General features: G+C 72.6%; 16 protein-coding genes. 6 read left to right on the top strand and 10 right to left on the bottom strand.

Translation table 11 applies throughout. The annotated features are described in order from the left end of the window. Positions 1-14 precede the first annotated feature (14 nt). From ACFWEE_RS03895 to ACFWEE_RS03875, 5 genes are all read right to left on the bottom strand, one after another. Entirely contained in the window at positions 15-1,043 is a 1,029-nt protein-coding gene (locus ACFWEE_RS03895; protein WP_386886094.1) for a Gfo/Idh/MocA family protein, read from the bottom strand. Continuing rightward, entirely contained in the window at positions 1,040-2,404 is a 1,365-nt protein-coding gene (locus ACFWEE_RS03890; protein ID WP_386886092.1) for a substrate-binding domain-containing protein, read from the bottom strand. The genes ACFWEE_RS03895 and ACFWEE_RS03890 overlap by 4 nt, the downstream gene beginning before the upstream one ends. Positions 2,405-2,421: 17 nt before the next feature. After that, positions 2,422-3,303 (bottom strand): carbohydrate ABC transporter permease, encoded by an 882-nt coding sequence (locus ACFWEE_RS03885; RefSeq protein WP_386886091.1) that lies wholly within the window; start codon positions 3,301-3,303, stop codon positions 2,422-2,424. Positions 3,304-3,367: 64 nt separating this feature from the next. Further along, complete coding sequence (locus tag ACFWEE_RS03880) at positions 3,368-4,396, bottom strand: carbohydrate ABC transporter permease (RefSeq protein ID WP_386886089.1); 1,029 nt, start codon at positions 4,394-4,396, stop codon at positions 3,368-3,370. After that, positions 4,393-5,727, bottom strand: coding sequence for an ABC transporter substrate-binding protein (locus ACFWEE_RS03875; RefSeq protein ID WP_386886088.1), 1,335 nt, complete (start codon positions 5,725-5,727; stop codon positions 4,393-4,395). Before ACFWEE_RS03875 ends, ACFWEE_RS03880 begins: the two co-directional genes overlap by 4 nt. A gap of 481 nt (positions 5,728-6,208) precedes the next feature. Here ACFWEE_RS03875 and ACFWEE_RS03870 point away from each other — a divergent pair, with 481 nt between their 5' ends. The 4 genes from ACFWEE_RS03870 to ACFWEE_RS03855 all read left to right on the top strand — a co-directional run bounded on the left by ACFWEE_RS03870 (position 6,209) and on the right by ACFWEE_RS03855 (position 10,436). Next, entirely contained in the window at positions 6,209-7,753 is a 1,545-nt protein-coding gene (locus ACFWEE_RS03870; RefSeq protein WP_386886086.1) for a sulfatase-like hydrolase/transferase, read from the top strand. 319 nt (positions 7,754-8,072) lie between these two features. Continuing rightward, on the top strand, positions 8,073-8,306 hold the full coding sequence (locus ACFWEE_RS03865; protein ID WP_386886085.1) for a hypothetical protein: 234 nt from the start codon (positions 8,073-8,075) through the stop codon (positions 8,304-8,306). 260 nt (positions 8,307-8,566) lie between these two features. After that, a complete protein-coding gene (locus ACFWEE_RS03860) occupies positions 8,567-9,529 on the top strand; it encodes a RimK family alpha-L-glutamate ligase (protein ID WP_386886083.1) in 963 nt (320 codons plus the stop codon). 193 nt (positions 9,530-9,722) lie between these two features. Further along, on the top strand, positions 9,723-10,436 hold the full coding sequence (locus ACFWEE_RS03855; protein ID WP_386886081.1) for a GNAT family N-acetyltransferase: 714 nt from the start codon (positions 9,723-9,725) through the stop codon (positions 10,434-10,436). 130 nt (positions 10,437-10,566) lie between these two features. Here the strand turns inward: ACFWEE_RS03855 and ACFWEE_RS03850 are convergent, their stop codons facing one another. Then, the gene (locus ACFWEE_RS03850; protein WP_386886080.1) at positions 10,567-10,944 is read right to left on the bottom strand and encodes a VOC family protein; all 378 of its coding nucleotides are present in this window, start codon (positions 10,942-10,944) and stop codon (positions 10,567-10,569) included. A 283-nt stretch (positions 10,945-11,227) separates the two neighbouring features. Between ACFWEE_RS03850 and ACFWEE_RS03845 the strand changes: the two genes are divergently transcribed. Further along, positions 11,228-12,052, top strand: a complete 825-nt coding sequence (locus ACFWEE_RS03845) for an alpha/beta fold hydrolase (RefSeq protein ID WP_386886078.1) — start codon at positions 11,228-11,230, stop codon at positions 12,050-12,052. A 90-nt stretch (positions 12,053-12,142) separates the two neighbouring features. Here the strand turns inward: ACFWEE_RS03845 and ACFWEE_RS03840 are convergent, their stop codons facing one another. Then, a complete protein-coding gene (locus tag ACFWEE_RS03840; RefSeq protein WP_386886077.1) occupies positions 12,143-13,540 on the bottom strand; it encodes a PLP-dependent aminotransferase family protein in 1,398 nt (465 codons plus the stop codon). A gap of 47 nt (positions 13,541-13,587) precedes the next feature. Here ACFWEE_RS03840 and ACFWEE_RS03835 point away from each other — a divergent pair, with 47 nt between their 5' ends. Further along, positions 13,588-14,094 (top strand): carboxymuconolactone decarboxylase family protein, encoded by a 507-nt coding sequence (locus ACFWEE_RS03835; RefSeq protein ID WP_386886075.1) that lies wholly within the window; start codon positions 13,588-13,590, stop codon positions 14,092-14,094. 62 nt (positions 14,095-14,156) lie between these two features. Here ACFWEE_RS03835 and ACFWEE_RS03830 read toward each other — a convergent pair whose 3' ends face one another. From ACFWEE_RS03830 to ACFWEE_RS03820, 3 genes are read right to left on the bottom strand one after another with little or no spacing between them, the layout of a single operon-like run. Beyond that, positions 14,157-15,257, bottom strand: a complete 1,101-nt coding sequence (locus ACFWEE_RS03830) for a serine/arginine repetitive matrix protein 2 (protein ID WP_386886073.1) — start codon at positions 15,255-15,257, stop codon at positions 14,157-14,159. 3 nt (positions 15,258-15,260) lie between these two features. Beyond that, positions 15,261-15,641, bottom strand: coding sequence for a hypothetical protein (locus tag ACFWEE_RS03825; protein WP_386886072.1), 381 nt, complete (start codon positions 15,639-15,641; stop codon positions 15,261-15,263). A gap of 43 nt (positions 15,642-15,684) precedes the next feature. Further along, positions 15,685-17,604, bottom strand: coding sequence for a hypothetical protein (locus tag ACFWEE_RS03820; RefSeq protein ID WP_386886070.1), 1,920 nt, complete (start codon positions 17,602-17,604; stop codon positions 15,685-15,687). Positions 17,605-17,699: the final 95 nt, after the last annotated feature.

Below are 17,699 nucleotides of genomic sequence, written 5' to 3'. Positions count from 1 at the left end.
CCGGGCGGCGGGGGTCAGGCGGCGGGGGCACCGACCGGGGCGGGGGTCTCGGCGCGCTCGCCGGTGGCGCTGGAGCGGTAGACGGCCTCGACGACCTCGACGACGTGCCGCCCGTGGTCCGCCGACACGGCCGGGGGCTGTTCGCCGCGTACCGCCGCACGGAACGCGGCGAGCTGCGCGGCGAACGCCCGGGGCACGTCCTGGGGGGATTCGGCGGCGAGCACCGTGGGAACGCTGCCGGGCGCGTGCTCGGTGTGCAGGGTCGCGCCGGAGCCGCGCGCCACCCGGATCGCGCCGCGCTCGCCGATCAGCAGCAGTTCGTCGCGGGAGGGCAGTCCGGTGCTGGTGACCCCGATGTGCCCGACGAGGCCGCCTTCCAGCTCCAGCCGGGCCATCATGTCGGTCTCGATGCCGGGCAGCGCACCGGCCCGGTGCACGGCGTTGGCGCTGACCGCGCGGACCCGGCGGCCCGCCAGCCAGACGAGCCGGTCCACGCAGTGCGTACCGATGTTGACGAAGACGCCGCCGCCGGACACGGCCGGGTCGAAGAACCAGGCGGGGCGGCTGCCCGGCCGGTAGTCGGTGGAGCGCCAGTCGCTGACGGCGAGGAGTTCGCCGATGGCATCCGCGTCGAGGGCCGCGCGGGCCGCCACCATCGGGGGCAGGAAGTGCTGGATGTGCCCCACGAAGAGCACCACCCCGGCGTCCGCGCAGACGCGCTCCATGAGCGCGCACTCGGCGGAGTCGGTGGCCATGGGCTTCTCGACCAGGACGTGCAGAGCGGCGTCCGCGCTGTCGGTCACGATCGCGGTGTGCAGCGCGTGCGGGGTGTTGACCACGACGGCGTCGACGGTGCCCGAGGCGATCAGCGCGCGGTGGTCGGTGAACACGGCGGCGCCCAGGGGCTCGGCGACCCCGCGCGCGGTCGCCTCCACCAGGTCGCAGACGGCGGTGACGCGCACCCCGGGGGTGGTCGCGGCGGCCTGCGCGTGCAGGACGCCGACCGCGCCGGCGCCGATCAGACCGAGCCGAATGTCCGTCACGAGGTGATCTCCCGTTGCTTGGGTGAGGGGGTGGGGGTGGGGGTGGGGGTGGGGGTGATGGTGGTGGTGGACGTGGATGTGGGGATGGGGGTGGCCCCGGGGCGGGTGGCCGCTTCGTGGCCTGTGGGCCGGGGGCCGGTGGCTCCGGGACCGGAGGGCCGCGCGCCGCAGGACTGGCGGACGGTGATGCTGGGGCGCAGCAGGATGCGCCGGCGTGCCGATCCGGGTTCGCGCAGCCGCCGCAGCAGCGTCTCGGCGGCGGTGCGGCCCAGCAGGTGCTTGGGGGGCGCCACGGCGGTGAGCGGGATGTCGGCGAGGTCGGCGATCTCGTCGTCGTACGCGACGAGGGCGAGGTCGCCGGGGACGGTGAGCCCGGCCCGGCGGGCGGCGCCCTCCAGGAGGGCGGCCTGCCGGTCGCCGAAGCAGACGGCGGCGGTGGCTCCGGCCGTACGGAGCACGGCGAGGGCACGGTCGGCGGTGGCCGGGCTCCACTCCTGCCGGGACGCCTCGAACTCGACGGTCGCACAGCCGAGTTCGGCCGCCGCCTGCCGGTACCCCTCGGTCAGGGGCGGGGCGGTCGGGGCGGGGGCCCGCAGCACGAGGCCGATCGAGCGGTGGCCGAGTCCGGCGAGGTGCCGTACGGCGTCGTAGGCGCCCGCCTCGTGGTGGGTGCAGACGTACTCACTGATGTCGCCGAGCGAGGTGCCGCGCCGCTCGATCAGGACGGCGGGTACCGGCAGGGCGGCGATCCGCTCCAGGTAACTCGCACGGTGCTCCGCCCCGTTGAAGGTGGGGACGAGCAGCAGCCCGTCCGCGCCGCCGTCGAGGAGGTCCGCGATGTCCCGGGCCTCGCGCTCCTGGTCGTACCCGGAGCAGGTGAGCAGCAGGCGGGCTCCCGCGGCGGAGAGTCCCTCCTCGATGCCCTGGAGGACCTGCGGGTAGTAGAAGGTGGTGTCGGGGACGAGTACGCCGATCAGGGCGCGGGCGGCACGGGGGACGTCGGGTGCCAGGACGAAGGTGCCCGAGCCCTGCCGCCGCACGACGAGCCCTTCGGCGATGAGTTCGTCCACCGCGCGGCGCACGGTGGAGACCGACGACCCGCTGCCGAGCGCGAGTTGCTTCTCAGTGGGCAGGCGTCCGCCGACCGGCCACACGCCGTCCCGCACCCGCTGCCGCAACTCCTGGGCGAGCACGCGGAACTTGAGGTCCTTGGGCCCCTCCGCACCGGCCGGTCCGGCCGCGCCGGCCGTGCGGTCGGGCTGCCCCCCGGACGGGCCACCGGGCACCCTCCCGTCCGGCAGGTCGCCGGACATGTCTCCGGGCATGCCTCCGGGCATCTCGGCGGCGGTCTCGTCGGGCATGTCGTCTCCCTCGCAGGTCACTTGACGGAGCCGACGGTCATGCCTTCGATGATCCGGCGGCCCAGCCATACGTAGCAGGCGAGGACGGGCAGTACGACCACGGCCACGCCCGCGAACAGGCCGCCCCAGTCTGCGCCGTTGTACTGCATCTGCTGGAGGAAGCCGAGGAGGGCCAGGGAGAGCGTCTGGTGGTCGGTGTTCTGGATGAAGACGAGGGAGAACACCGTCTCGCCCCAGTGCTGGATGACGTTGAGGATCAGCACGGTGACCAGGCCGCCGCGCGCGAGCGGCAGCATGACCTGCCAGAAGGTGCGGAAGGCGGAAGCCCCGTCCAGCGCGGCGGCCTCCTCCAGCTCCACCGGCAGGGTCGAGAAGAACCCGGTGAGGAAGAAGACGGCGAAGGGAAGTGAGGTCGCGACGTAGACCACGACCAGGCCGAACAGGCTGTCGACGAGGAGCAGTTTGTTCATGACGACGAAGAGCGGCAGCATCACGACCTGGGCGGGGATGCCGAGCCCGAGGGCGAAGAAGAGGATGAATCCGCCGTTGAACCGGGTGGTGACCCGGCTGAGGACGTACGCGGCGGGCGCGGCGAACACGAGGGTGATCACGGCGGTGCCCGCCACCACGACGACGGTGTTGAGGGCCGCCGGTCCGAAATTTCCCTCGCTCCAGGCCCGCGCGTAGTTGTCCCAGTGCAGGGAGCGCGGCAGATGCCACGGGGAGCTGAAGATCTCGTCGCCGCTCTTCAGCGAGGAGAGCAGCAGCCACAGCCCGGTGAGGACGTTGAAGCCTGCGACGATCCAGACCACGGGGACGCCGAGGACCTGGGTGGTGGTGAGCCGGCCCCTCATGCGGGCGAGGCGGCCGGGGGGACGACCGGACGTGGTGACGGCCATGGCGGCGGGGCCTCCTGTGGTCTGGGGTGCGGGGTGTCCCGGGGGTGCGGGGCAGGGGGACGGGTCAGAACTGCACGGTGTCGCGCCGCATGACGCGGCGGATCAGCACGACGAGGACACCGACCAGGGTCACCATCACGACGGCGCTCGCCGCGGCGGAGCCGTATCGGGGTACGCCACCGGAGGCGAACGCCTCCCCGTAGGTGTAGAGCGCGGTGTTCCACACCCCGGCGTCGGGCATCTGTCCGGCCGCTCCGGCGAAGGCGTAGATGAACTCGAAGACCTTGACGGCGCTGATGGTCCAGAGCACCGCGCAGACGCCGACGACCTCCCACATCAGGGGCAGCGTCACATGGCGGAACTTCTGCAGGGCGTTGGCTCCGGCCAGCTCGCAGTCCTCGTACAGCTCCGGCGGGATCTGGTCCACGGCGGCCATCAGGATGGTGGTGTAGAAGCCGGTCGACGTCCAGACCAGGCCGACCATGATGACCCGGAAGATATTGCCCTGGCCGAGCCAGTTCGGCGGGTGCTCCATGCCCAGGGCGCCCACCAGCGCGTCGGCGAGCCCGTCGTGCTGGAAGAGGAACCCCCAGAGGATCGAGAGCACCACGCTCGGGACGATGTTGGGGAAGAAGAGGATGGAGCGGGCGGCCTTGCGGCCCTTCATGTCCCGGAGCACCATCGTCAGCCCGAAGGAGACCAGGAAGGTCAGCCCGCCGACGCCGAGGATGATCCACAGGGTGTTGGTGAAGGACTGCTGGAAGGTCGGATCGTCGAACAGACGGCGGTAGTTGTCGACGCCGACGAAGGTCATGGGGCCCGCCCCGGCCCACTTGTTGAAGCTGAGCCACACCGTGTAGAGCGACGGTCCGGCGAAGAAGACGACGTAGACGAGGACGGCCGGCGCGAGGAGCGGCCAGAACAGCTTGCGGCGCCGCGCGGCGAGCGGGCTGGTGCGGGTGGCGGTGGGGCGTACGGCTGACGGCTTCCCGCCGGTGCGCGCTCCGCCCACCGTCCCACCGCCGGTGCGCGGGTCGGCGGCTTTCGCTTCGGTGGCCGTCGGTTCGGTGGCCGTCATCTCGGTGGCCGTCACGAGGCGTTCTTCCAGTAGTCGGCGGTGCCGGACTTGAGCTTGCCCGCGAAGGACTCGGCGCTCAACTTTCCGGTGATGAAGCTGGTGTTGAGCGGCTGGAAGACCTTGGTGTACCACTCGGCCGCGGTCTCCTTGACCCCGTCGAGCGTCTTGACGGGTGTACCGGCGGCCAGGGCCTTCTGCGCGTCGGCGAGTTCGGCCGGCGCGGGGATGTCCGCACGGGGGGTGATGTTCTTGGCCTCGGTGGAGATGCCGGAGAGCTGCTGCTTGGCGAAGAAGTAGGCGATGAACTTGCTCGCGGCGGTGGTGTTCTTCGCCTTCTTCGGGATGGAGAAGCCGATGAGCGAGATGTCCTGCGCCTGCTTCCCGCCGTCCGTGTTCACCGCCGGTACGGGGAACGAGCGGTAGGTGAAGCCGGGCGAGGCGAACTCGGCGGTCTCGCTGGGCGCGAAGGTGCCCAGCAGCAGGAAGTCCGACTTGCCCTTGGCCCACTTCTGCTGCACGGCGGGCCACTTGGAACCGTCGTAGCCCCCGGTGAAGTCACCGGCCTCGACCAGGTCCTGAACCCGCTTCAGCGCGGCGACGAACTCCGGCGCCTCGAAGGCCTTTCCGGTCGGGTCGGTGGCCGCCTTGCCGAAGGCGCCGGGGCCGAGTGCGCGCAGGACCGCGTAGTACGTCCAGTAGGCGGAGTAGTCCGCGATGTCGGCGTCCAGCGCGAGCGGGCCGTCGCCGCGCTCCTTCTTCCGGTCCGCGAGCAGCGCCGTGAACTCTTCCCAGGTGGCCGGCGGCTTGGCGGCCATGGCGGGCAGGGCCTTGCCGTCGTACCAGACCTGGGTGGTGAGCACCTCGTAGGGGATCTGCCAGAGGGCGCCCTTGTCCGTGTTCAGGTCGCGGTAGGCGGCCGGTACGACGCTGCCGACGGTGCTGCCCGTCTCGCCGGGTATCTCCTGGTCGAGCACGGACGTGAGGTCGAGCGCCTGGCCGGTGGCCTGGAGTTGGGCGTAGGCGAAGCGGTCCGCCGAGTCGACCAGGTCGGCGGGGACGTTGGCGGTGTTCAGGGTGGGAGCCAGCTGCTGGACGACCTGCCGGCCCTTCCACTGCACCCGGACCTTGATGCCGGTGTCCTTGGTGAACGTGTCGATCGCGGCCTGCAACACCTTGGCCTGCGGTTCGTTCTGCTTCCACATCGACCAGTAGGTGAACGAGTCGCCGCCCCCGCCGGCCGAGGAGGCGCCGGACGAACATGCGGATGCCGTGAGGCCGAGGGTCGCCGCCAAGGCGACGGCGAGAACGGTGCGGCGCGAAAGGCGCGCGGATCGGTCGGAAGGCATGGCTCTCCTCGGAGACGGGGGTCTGAGGCGGGGCGTGCGAAGTGGCCCAATGATTTCCAGCCATTCATAGAGCGGTCAATCGCTCTTGAAGCGCATGAATTACATATGAATTTGGGACCCCTCGGCAGCCGATCCGGCACACGCCCTAGAGAGCAGGTAGTAGCGGGTGACCGGCACGGGACGCGTAGGCGAACCCGATCCCAAGACATCAGCAATTCATTCGCCTGAAACAGTTGACTTATTCGGCCACCAGACCCCACGCTCTGCACAGTCCGGCGTACGCGCCGTGTGGCTGCCGGGAGCCGGTGGTGCCACCACCACCACCGCCCGGCCCACCGGGTCCGACCCCGCACTCCGGCGCCCGGCCCCGGACCCGGCGCCCGGCTCCGTACCCGCGCGCCCGGCCCCCGTACCGCGGCGCCGGTCCGGGCCCCCGCCGGGGCGGCCCGCCTCACGTCCGGTCCAACCGAGGAGGACCCCCATGGCCAGCCGCGACCCGTACCGCCCCAACGTCCTGCTGATCCTCTCGGACGACCAGGGGCCGTGGGCCATGGGCTGTGCGGGCAACGACGAGATCCACACCCCGCACCTCGACGCGCTGGCGGACCGCGGGGTCCGTTTCAGCCGCTTCTTCTGCACCTCGCCGGTCTGCTCGCCCGCCCGCGCCTCGCTCTTCACCGGCGAACTCCCGTCCCAGCACGGGGTGCACGACTGGCTCTCGTACCATCACGCCGGGCGGACGGGCATCGACTTCCTGTCCGGAAGGACCCTGTTCACCGACGTCCTCGCCGACGCGGGTTACCGCCTCGGCCTCAGCGGCAAGTGGCATCTGGGCGCCAACGACCGCCCCCGCAAGGGCTTCGTGCACTGGTACGCGCACGAGAGCGGCGGCGGCCCGTACTACGGCGCCCCGCTCTACCGGGACGGCGTGCGGACCGAGGAGCCCGCGTACCTCACCGACGCGCTCGCCGCCGACGCGCAGGACTTCCTCACCGCCGAGTCCGACCGGCCCGAGCCCTTCCACCTCTCCCTGCACTTCACCGCCCCGCACAAGCCGTGGAAGGGCCACCACCCGCCCGAGTACACGGCGTTGTACGAGGACTGCGCCTTCGACAGCTGCCCGCAGGGCCCCGCACACCCCTGGCAGCCCGTGGACGAGAACGGAGCCCCCGTCGGCGGCGAGAGCGACACCCGCGAGGCCCTGATCGGTTATTTCGCCGCCACCACCGCGATGGACGCGGCCATCGGCCGGGTGCTCGACCGGCTCGACGCGCTCGGGCTCAGCGAATCGACGCTGACCATCTTCACCAGCGACAACGGCTTCAACGCCGGGCACCACGGCATCTGGGGCAAGGGCAACGGCACCTTCCCGCAGAACATGTACGACAGCTCGGTCCTGGTCCCCTTCCTGATCGCGCAGCCCGGCCGCATCCCGGCCGGCCGCCACAGCGAGGCGCTGCTCTCCCAGTACGACGTACTCCCGACGCTGGTGGAACACCTCGGCATCGGCCACCGCCACGACCCCGCCCTCCCGGGCCGCTCCTTCGCGGACATCCTGGCGGGAACGGACGGCGGCACGGACCGCACGGACGCCGCCGCGCACCCCGGCGCGGACGCGGATGCCCACCCCGGCACGGACCGTACGGACGCCGGTGCGCACCCCGGCGCGGACGACAGCGCCGGGGCGTCCCCCGACCGCGAACGCGTCGTCGTCTACGACGAGTACGGCCCGGTCCGCATGATCCGCACCCGGGACCTCAAGTACGTCCACCGCTACCCGCACGGCCCGCACGAGTTCTACGACCTGGCCGCGGACCCCGGTGAGGAGTACAACCTCGTCGACGACCCGGCCCGCGCCGCCGAGCGCACCGATCTCGCCGCCCGCCTGGACGCCTGGTTCGCCCGGTACGTGGACCCGGCCCAGGACGGCGCCCGGCTGCCGGTCACCGGCTCCGGCCAGCGGACCCCGGTCACCCCCGGCTCGCTGCCGACCGCCTTCGAACCGGCCCCCGGCAGCGCCTCCTGAGACGGCGGTGCGGGGCGCGTCGGGTACGCCCGCGCCCCGCACCGCCGGGCCCGCGCGCCACGCCCGCGCGAGCCGATCGCGCCCCGGTCAACCTGCCTCCCGGATTTCATCCCCCCGCTCCCGACCGGCGGTCCGGCCATCCGGAGCGGGCGCCGTGACGACGCCGGTAGGGCCCGGACGCATGCACCCGGATGACCCCCGCGCAGGTCGGTCTCCGTTTCCATACCAACCGGCCCGTTTCTGCCTCACTCTTAGGGATGCCGGGACGCCCACCAGGCGTACCGAAGAGCACCACCAGGGTGCGGAGAGGACGAGAAGAGTGAACGCCAAGAGAAGCGAACCCGCCGTCGGGGCGCTGGTGGTGGACGCGTCACGCCCGGGGGTGATCGGCGAGTTCCGGAGCGTCGCGGGCACCCACTGGCAGCTGCGGCCGGTGGCCGGAGGGGCCGAATGGCAGGCCGATCCGGAACAGGTCAGGTTCGCGGACCCCGCCGAGCGGCTGCGCGCCGAGAACGCGCGGTGCAACGCGCGGAGCCGGGGCGAACGGCTGTGACCCGCGAGGGCACGGGTCCACCCCCCTTGGGCCCGCGCCCCGCGACCGGCGACTCGGGGCCCCCGACCGGCGACTCGGGGCTCCCGACCGGCGCCTCGTGGGCCCCCGGCCGGCGCCGGGCCGGCCGGGCGCCACTGCGGCTCCCCTCCGCCCCGCGGACGCTCTTTGGGATGCAACATCCCCGTTCCCCCCAGGAGTTCGCGCTTGCCACGCTAAGTTCCTGCCGGTCCCGTTGCCGAACCCGGAGAGGCGAACAGACGATGCAGCGTACGGAGTTACTGCCCCCCACCGACGTGTGGCTGCTGGTACGGGCGCTCCCCGTACCGCTGCAGGGCGCGACGCAGAGGCTGGCGGACGCCCTCGCGGAGATCCACGGCCCGAGGTTCGCCGTCTGGCACACCAACGAGTTCGTGTTCGGCGTCCACCAGGGGCGGCTGTTCCTGCGGACCCTGGGCGGCGCGGAGGTACCCGCCCCGAAGGTCGTCCTCATACGCCAGACCCCCGGCTCCATGCACTACGACCGCGAGGTGACCCTGCTGCGTCATCTGGAACGCATGGGGGCCACCCTCGTCAATCCGCTGGCGGCGCACCTCCTCTGCCGCAACAAGGTCTGGCAGACGCAGGAACTGGCCCTCGCCGGACTTCCGGTGCCCGACACCCTCTCGTACGGGACGGCGCCGCTGGAGGGCGTGGTCCGCACCACCGGCCTCGACACCCCGTGCGTGGTCAAGTCCGTCACCGGCCACAAGGGCAAGCAGGTCTTCCTCGCCCCCGACACCCACCTGCTGCGCGGCATCGCGGGCGCCCTGGCCCAGGAGACCCCGCACCTCTTCCAGGAATACGTCTCCCACTCCCACGGCCGGGACCTGCGGCTGATCGTGGTCGACGGGGAGACCGTGGGTGCCGCCGTCCGCACCGCCCGCAACGGCGGCCTCGCCTCGAACATCGGCCAGGGCGGCTCGGCCACCATCTGCCCGGGCGAGTTCCCGGAGGCGGAGGCGCTGGCCGTACGGGCGGCCGAGGCGATGGGGCTCGCCATCGCCGGGGTGGACCTCCTCTTCGCCTCCGAGGACGCCTTCACCGTCTGCGAGGTCAACGCGGTGCCCGGCTGGCGCCCGCAGATGACGGCGGTCGTGCCCGCCGTCACCGCATGCGTCGGCCGCCGCTTGAAGGCGGCCGACGAGTCCGCCGGAAGACCTCTGCCCGAGCCGACCACCCCCTGACCGGCCACGGATGACACGCACCGGCCGGACGGGCGGCCCTGCCGGTCCGCGCGCCTCCGTCTGCCAGGCTGAGCCCTGACACCGGCGGGTATGCATCCGGGGCGCCCGGTCAGGTACTCGGCACGCCTGCACCGCGGTCCCACCGCCCGGGTGGGACCGCGGCGCAGGCGCAGGAAAGGGACGGACAGACGACATGCAGGTGACCGACATCGGGCTGGACAGCCCGCTGCTGGACGTGGTGTACGACGAACTCCTCGTCCCCAACTTCCCGAACCACGAACTGATCACCCGCGAGGAGCTGCGCGCAGGGCTGAAATCGGGGGCGCAGTGGATCTCGGCCGTCGTCCGCGAGGGCCGCCCCGACGGTGCCGCCATCGCCGAGTGGTCACCGGCCGGCAGGGTGCTGCTGCTCTCGTACATGGCGGTGCGCCGGGACCTGAGATCCTCGGGCATCGGCGGGGCCCTGATGGCCGAGATCCGCAGCGGCTGGCAGACCCGGGTCCACCCGCTGCTGACCCTCGCCGAGGTCGAGCACCCCGCCGCGCACACCCCGGACGGCGAACACGGCGACCAGACCGCCCGTCTGCGCTTCTACGCCCGCCACGGCGCCCGTGTCCTGGACGTGCCCTACTTCCAGCCCTCCCTGCGCCCCGGCGCCGCCAGGGTGCCCGGCATGGTGCTGGCGCTGCTCGCCACCGCGCCGGAGCTCGCGGACGCGGCCGACAGCGCGGCGGTCGTTCCGTCCGAGCCGGTCCGGACGTACATGAAGGAGTACTTCGAGGAGGCCGAGGGCGCCGTACCCGACGACCCGGCGACCACCGCCCTGTTCGCCGCGATGCCGCCCGCCGGCATCGCCCTGCTGCCGATCGACGACATCGCGTCCCTGCCGTGCACCAGGGACGTGTGACCTCAGGACGAACCCGCACGCGTGAACGCACACCGCCCCGGCTCCGTCGTGGAGCCGGGGCGGTGTGCCGGTCGCCGGTTCGCCGTGGACCCGGGCGGGCCGGTCGCCGGTTCGCCGTCGTGGCGGCCCCTCAGTCCTGGGGGCGATTGCGGCAGAGGCAGAACGGGTGCCCGGCCGGGTCGGTGTAGACCTGCCAGCCGTAACCGGATTCGCCGACGAAGCTCTTCAGGAACGTCGCCCCCAGCTCGACCACCCGCTGGTGCTCGGGCTCGAACTCGTCCACCTCGAAGTCGAGATGGAACTGCTGCGGGTGCTCCTGGCCCGGCCAGACGGGCGGCTGGTAGGACTCGACCCGCTGGAACGACAGCTCGATCCCGTCGTTGCGCAGGTTGACCCAGTCCTTCTGACTGATCTCGGTGTTGATCTCCCAGCCCAGCAGCTCGGCGTAGAACTCGGCCAGCTTCCAGGGATCGGGGCAGTCGAGGATGACGTCGGTGAACTTCAGCATCGGAGCATCATAGGCCGCACCGGCGCACACCCCCGGTGAATAAGTGTGCGCGTTCCGGGGGCTGTTCGGGGCGGACGGGCGGTGATTCCGTGGCGCCCCGGCGACCGTCCGACGACCGCTCCGGAAACCGCTCCGGGGCCCGGCCGCGACGCTCCCCGGAGCAGGTCACCGCGCTCCACGGGAGGGTGGTGCCGGGGCTTTTCCGGGGCAGACGCCCACTCTCCGGGAATACCGGCCAACGGCTCGGTATCGCCGGCCACCGTCAGAGAGAGGGAGGTCCACCGTGGAGTGGAAGCTGGACGAGGAGTTCGGGACGCCCGGCGGGACGATCCGATGGAACCGCTTCGGCGGCGGGGACCCCGTCGTGCTGGTGCACGGCACCCCGTACTCCTCGTACCTCTGGCGGGACATCGCACCGGCCCTCGCCCGCACCCGTACGGTCTACGTCTTCGACCACCTCGGCTTCGGCCGGTCGGACCAGCGCGAGGGACAGGACCTCGGCCTCGCGGCCCACGCGCGGAACTTCGCCGCGCTCCTCGGTCACTGGGGGCTGGAACGCCCCAGCGTCGTCGCGCACGACATCGGCGGCGCCGTGGCCCTGCGGACGCTGTTGCTGGAGAAGCGGGACTACCGGGACCTGACCTTCATCGACGCGGTGAGCGGGGGCGACTGGGAGCGGGGTCTCTTCCGGCTCTTCCTGGAGCACGCGGACGTCTTCGGCCGACTTCCGGGGTACGCGCACGAGGCCCTGGTCGCCGCCCATCTGCGTCACGCCACGCACTCCGGCTTCCGGCCGGGCGTCCTCGACGCGCACCTCGCCCCGTGGCGGGGAGCCGAGGGGCAGGCCGCCTTCTACCGGCAGTACCGCCAGATCCGGCAGGCGGACACCGCCGCGTACGAGGATCTGCTGGGCGACGTCTCGATTCCGGTACGGATCGTCTGGGGACGGGAGGACCGCATCCTTCCCCCGGAGTACGCACGATGGCTGCACGAACACGTCCCGCACGCCGAACTCCACTGGATCGAGGACGCGGGCCATCTCCTCCAGGAGGACGCGCCGGGGCAGCTCATGGCCCATCTCACCGCCGGATTCCCTCCGGGTGCGTGAGGCGGAGTCGGAGCGGTCGGCTGGTGAGGGTGCGCGGCGGTTCACCCGTCCCGGCGGTGGTGGCGGACCAGGACACGGGCCGGGCGCACCTCACGGCAGCACCCGGCAGAGCGCGTCCAGGGTCCCCTTCCAGGCACTGTCGGGCGGGGAGCCGTAGCTGATGACCAGTGCGTCGCGCTCCCGTTCGGCGTCCGGGTGGCGGAAGAAGGAGAGGCCTTCCAGGGCCAGTCCCTGGAAGGCGGCGGCGGAGATCACCGAGCGCTCGGTGCCTTCGGGGAGTTCGAGGACCGCGTGCAGACCGGCCGCGATGCCGCTGATCCGGATGTCCGGGGCGCGTTCGGCGAGGGCGGCGACGAGCTGGTCGCGACGGCGCCGGTAGCGCAGCCGCATCGCGCGTACGTGACGGTCGTACGCGCCCGAGGCGATGAACTCCGCGAGGACCAGCTGCTCCAGGGAGCCGGTCCAGTCGGAGAGGCCCTTGGCGTCGACGACTTCGTCGACCATGCCGGCGGGCGTCACCATCCAGCCCAACCGCAGCCCCGGGGCGAGGGACTTGCTCGCGGTGCCGATGTAGACGACCCGGTCGGGGTCGAGCCCCTGAAGGCTGCCGACGGGCTGGCGGTCGTAGCGGAACTCGCCGTCGTAGTCGTCCTCGACGATCACCCCGCCCGTCGCGCGCGCCCAGTCGACGGCCGCCGTCCGCCGGTCCGGATCCAGCGGGACGCCGGTCGGGAACTGGTGGGCGGGTGTCAGCAGTACGGCTCCGACCCCGCGCGCACCCGCCAACGCGTCCGTCACCGAGCCCCGTTGGTCGAGCGGGAGACAGGGGGTGCGCAGTCCGGCGTCGGCGAGGACGCCCCGGTGGAAGTCGAGCCCGTACGACTCGACGGCGACCTCGCGCACCCGCCGATTCCGCAACACCGCACCGAGCAGGCGCAGTCCGTGGATGAACCCCGAGCAGATCACCACCCGCTCCGGGTCGGCGTACACCCCGCGCGCCCGCCCCAGGTACTCCGCGATGGCGGTGCGCAGTTCGATGCGACCGCGCGGATCCCCGTACCCGAAGGCCTCGTTGGGGGCTTGGGTGAGCGCGCGGCGGGAGGCGCGGAGCCAGGCGGCGCGCGGGAAGGAGGCCAGGTCCGGCTGGCCGGGCATCAGGCTGTACGTGGGCAGCCGGCGGACGGGCAGGGTCCTGCGGGCGGCCGGGGTTCCGCCGCGCGGCTCCGACCGCCGGGCCACCCGGGTCCCCGAGCCCTGGCGGGCGGTGAGCCAGCCCTCGGCGACCAGCTCCGCGTACGCGTCCGCCACCGTGTTCCGGGCGATCCCGAGGTCCGCGGCGAGCGCCCGGGAGGACGGCAGCCGGGCGCCGGGCGCCAGCCTCCCCGTGCGTACGGCGTCCCGCAGCGCCTCCATGAGCCCGTCGCGCAGGCCCCCGGCGTGCGGCTCCAGGTGCAGGTCGGCCCCGAAAGTGGCCCAGGAATCCGTCATGGAAATGGACCATAGCCGGGCACCACCCGCGCCGTAGCGTGGTGGGCATGACGACACCGACCCACACCCACGCCACGTCCGAGTTCACCCCCGAGCACACCCCGCGCCTCAACTGGGCGGAGCTGGCCCCCGACGTCTACAAGGCCATGGTCCGGCTGGACGCGGCGGCCCGTAAGGGACTCGACCCCGTCATCGGCGAGCTGGTGAAGATCCGCTCCTCGCAGCTCAACCACTGCGCGTTCTGCCTGGACATGCACACCAAGGACGCCCTCGCCCAGGGCGAGACCGTCCAGCGGATCGTGCAGCTCAGTGCGTGGGAGGAGTCGAAGCACTTCTACACGGAGAAGGAGATCGCGGCGATCGAGCTGACCGAGGCGATCACCGTGGTGACCGACGGGTTCGTGCCGGACGAGGTCTGGGAGAACGCCGCCAAGCACTTCGACGAGACCGAGCTGGCCCACCTGGTCGCCGCGATCAACGTGATCAACGGCTGGAACCGTTTCGCCGTGAGCACCCGCATGGTCCCGGGCCACTACACCCCGGGCGCGCACTGACCCCGGCCGCTCACCCACCCGCGTGCCCGCCCGGCCGACCCGGCCCGGCGGGCACGCGGCGGTCAGAACGCCGAGCCGTCCGGGTCGAAGCCGGCCACCGCCTGGGCGAGGATCTCCTCGTGGAGCGGCCACGCCGTGTCGGGGGCGGCGACCAGCAGGGCGTACAGCCTGCCGTCCGACGCGGTGAACACCCGGTCGACCACCTGGCGGCGGGTACCGGTCGCCTCGTGGTCGTACGCGTAGACCAGCTCGGCGGCGTCGCCGCCGTCCGGGGAGTCCACCGCTTCGACGCTGATCTCCTGGAACCCGGGGCTGGCGCTGCGGCTCTCGGAGGCGGCGTGCACCGCGTCCATGGCGCTGGTGACCCCGGTGACCTGCCAGATCTGGAGCAGCGAGGTTCCGTCGTCGGAGGTGTAGTAGACGCCGTGGTCGTCCTCGGTGCGGTGCTGCCACTCCTCGGGCACGAAGACGGTGAAGCCGCGCTGGTCCGCGACGGTCGCGTATCCGGGTTCGGGCGTCGCCGTCGCGGTCTCCTCGTCCGTGGGCGCCGGGCCCTCACCGGTCGGTTCGGCGGCGGGCTCCTCACCGGTGTCCTGCCCGGCGGCGCCCTCCGCCGCCGAGGCGGACTCGGACACGGACGCGGAGGCCGACGCCCCCTGGGCGGTGGGGTGGTGGTCGTCGTCCTTCGCGAGCGTGAACCAGAGGGCGGCCGTGCACGCGGCGAGCACACCGACGGTGAGCCCGGCGGTCAGCGGGGTGAACCGCTGCCAGAGAGTGCCGACGCCTTCCTCCCGCACGCCGTCCCCGGGCTCGATCTCGCCGACGAACCCGCCGACGAAGCCACCGCCCGTCCCGCCGGCCGTCCCACCGCCCGTCCCGCTGTGCGCTTCGCCGCCGGACCCGGGCCCGAACCCGCCCGCGGCGCCGGCGCCGCCGCCCGCGAACCCGCCCCGCCCGTCGGGGCCGTAGACGTATCCGCCGGGTGCCGCGTCCGGTGCCCCGTCGGGCGGCGGCGGTACGTACGGTCCGGGCGGGGTCGCCGGCCGGGCCGGGGCCACCGGCGGGGAGGCGGGGAGCGGGGGCAGTACGGCCGCCGGGGGCCGGTCGCCCGTCTCCCACCTCTGTGTCTCGTCGTTCCAGCGCGGTGCGCCGCCGCCCGTCATCGGTCAGCCTCCCAGCAGGGCCGAGAGCTCGTGGCCGACCGCGACGCCCGACGCCAGGGTCGCGACGAAGGAGCCGGCCGCGTCCAGGGCCTCGCGGAGACGGGCGAGCCGTCCGGGTGCGACGGCGCCTTCCGTCTCGATCTCCTCGGCGACTGCGGCAAGTTCGGAGTCGAGCGCCCCCGTGGCGTCGGTGGCGACGAAGCGGGCGAGGTCGGCACGCAACTCCCGCACGGTACGCAGAAGTTCCGCATACTCGTCGGAGACCGGAACCGAACCCTGGTTCAGCGTGACCTTGTTGTGGTTGCCGATGGCGAGCGGGCTGCCCGTCACGGAACCGATGTACACGCCGGGCGGGGGGTTGCGCCGTCCGTCCGTGCTCTCCATGGTGATGTCCCTCCGGTGGTGCTGGGTCACTGGTGGTGCCGGGTCACTGGTCTCTCGGGCCCGTGCCGGGGCCGAACGGCGACGAGGGCGGGGCCGAAGGGGACGACGGTCCGGAGCCCCGCTGCGGCGGAGTACCCGAGGAACCCCGGCCGCCCGGGGAGCCGGGCTTGCCGGAGGAGCCGCCGCCGCGCCGCTCGGCGCGCAGCCGGTTGCTGGTGACGGTGTTGTTGTCGCCGATGCCGATGGCGCTGTCGGTCGCGGACTCGATGAAGACCCCGCCCGCGCCGATGTGGACGATCTTCTGCTCGAACTCGTCGGTCTGCCAGCCCGCTTCGCGCAGGGCGAGGCGCACCCCGCCGGTCACCCGGTCCTCGATGCTCTTGAGATAGCGGTCGATGTCCATCTCCTGGAAGAGCGTGGCCCGGGTGTCCGAGGCCAGCTCCCGGACCGACAGCGCGGGCCCCTCGGGCAGCGCGCCGCCATGGCCTTCGGTGAGCTGCTTCCCGCTGCCCACCCCGCCCCTGCCGAGGGTGATCAGGGAGCCCATCAGGGAGCCCGGCACCCGGGTGACCGCCCAGTACGCCTTGCCGAACCAGCTGTTGTTGCGGTGCTGGTGCGCGATCTGGTCCAGCTCCCGGAAGAGCGGCAGCAGCGGCTTGAGGATGTGCGGTGCGACCTCCAGCATCAGCATCCCGCCCTGCGTGTGGACCCGGACGTAGACGGTGACGACGACCTCCTCGCCCCAGCCGCCGACCCTGATCCTCAGGAAGTGCCTGCGGCTCTCTCCGCCCTCCTCCACGGCGGCGAGCCGGTGCGCCTCGAACCCCTCCGGTCCGTACGGCGCGTCCTGGCGCCTCGGCAGCCCGCGTACGGGAAGGAACACGCACTCGTCCACCTGGAGTTCGCGCAGCCGGTCGCGCACGGCGGCGGCGGCCTGCGGCGAACCGTGCGGGGACGGCACCCGGAGCCCTTCGAGGAGGGGCACGATCCGGCGGAGGATCGCCGCGTTGTCGATGGGCTCGGCCTTGGCGTCGGTGCGCGGCCGGAGCTCCACGGAGAGGTTCCATGCGCGGCGGGTGTCCCCGCTCCCGCAGAACGGATCGTCCTCGTTGTACATGATCAGCGGGGAGCTCTGCTCCACGCGGATGCGGTCGCGGAGCCACCGGAACCGCCCGCCCGCGTACCGTTCCGCCGGGTCGGCGGCGAGGTCGGCGAAACGCCGCGGCGAGAGTTCGGCGCCCATCACCCGGGAGAACTGGCCGCGCTGGAGGCCCACCAGGGCGGCGAGCCCCGCGAAGGCCAGCAGGCAGAGCCAGGGCACGGAGGTGGGCATCCCGTCGGAGAGGCCGCCCACGAGGGACGGCCCCAGGGCGAACACGCCGCCGAGGCCGTCGAGGAAGCCCTCGTCCGAACCGCTGGAGCCGTAGCCGCCGTAGCCGTCGTAGGAGTCGTACGAGTCGCCGCTGTCGAGGAACCCGACGGTGCCGCCCAGCACCGTCACGAGGACGGTGAGCACGAACAGGCCCAGAACGAAACGGGCGTACCAGCGGACCACCAGGGCCGGGACGACGCGGTAGAAGGGCGGTTCGGCGTCGGAACCCCGTATCAGCCGCGCGACACCGAGCCAGAAGGACGCCCCGGCGAGGACGGCGAAGAAGCCCTGGGTGACGACGACGGCCAGCACCCAGAACGCCAGCGTGCCCGCCGCCCACTGGAGTTGGGTCTTACGGGCCCACAGTGCGTGGGCCAGGACGCGTGCCGCGTCGAAGCCCGCGGAGGGGGCGACGATCCGGTTCTCCTGGACGTACAGGTGGTCGATCACCGCGCTCCGGAAGCCCTCGTGGTGGTGGACTCCGGCGCAGAGCAGTCGGCACGCTTCGCTGCCCGCGGGGTGAACGGGCGGCCTGCCACCCGGTTCGTCCCCGCCGTGCGGTTCCTGCGGCGGCACGGAAGTCACGGTCACCTGCACCCTTTCGGAGAGCAACCCGGCTCGTTCGCACAGGAGTTGCATGGGAAAGGACGCCAATGTAGCGGCAGCGGAGCGGCGAAGCGAGGCGA

It is taken from the genome of Streptomyces sp. NPDC060184 (assembly GCF_042728795.1).
GTDB lineage: Bacteria > Actinomycetota > Actinomycetes > Streptomycetales > Streptomycetaceae > Streptomyces.
This window is presented reverse-complemented; position numbering and strand designations above follow the sequence as displayed.

Coding starts and splice junctions, on each gene's coding strand:
- ACFWEE_RS03890 (WP_386886092.1), bottom strand. CDS start 2,404: ATGCCCGACGAGACCGCCGCCGAGATGCCCGGAGGCATGCCCGGAGAC.
- ACFWEE_RS03885 (WP_386886091.1), bottom strand. CDS start 3,303: ATGGCCGTCACCACGTCCGGTCGTCCCCCCGGCCGCCTCGCCCGCATG.
- ACFWEE_RS03875 (WP_386886088.1), bottom strand. CDS start 5,727: ATGCCTTCCGACCGATCCGCGCGCCTTTCGCGCCGCACCGTTCTCGCC.
- ACFWEE_RS03870 (WP_386886086.1), top strand. CDS start 6,209: ATGGCCAGCCGCGACCCGTACCGCCCCAACGTCCTGCTGATCCTCTCG.
- ACFWEE_RS03860 (WP_386886083.1), top strand. CDS start 8,567: ATGCAGCGTACGGAGTTACTGCCCCCCACCGACGTGTGGCTGCTGGTA.
- ACFWEE_RS03855 (WP_386886081.1), top strand. CDS start 9,723: ATGCAGGTGACCGACATCGGGCTGGACAGCCCGCTGCTGGACGTGGTG.
- ACFWEE_RS03850 (WP_386886080.1), bottom strand. CDS start 10,944: ATGCTGAAGTTCACCGACGTCATCCTCGACTGCCCCGATCCCTGGAAG.
- ACFWEE_RS03840 (WP_386886077.1), bottom strand. CDS start 13,540: ATGACGGATTCCTGGGCCACTTTCGGGGCCGACCTGCACCTGGAGCCG.
- ACFWEE_RS03835 (WP_386886075.1), top strand. CDS start 13,588: ATGACGACACCGACCCACACCCACGCCACGTCCGAGTTCACCCCCGAG.
- ACFWEE_RS03830 (WP_386886073.1), bottom strand. CDS start 15,257: ATGACGGGCGGCGGCGCACCGCGCTGGAACGACGAGACACAGAGGTGG.
- ACFWEE_RS03825 (WP_386886072.1), bottom strand. CDS start 15,641: ATGGAGAGCACGGACGGACGGCGCAACCCCCCGCCCGGCGTGTACATC.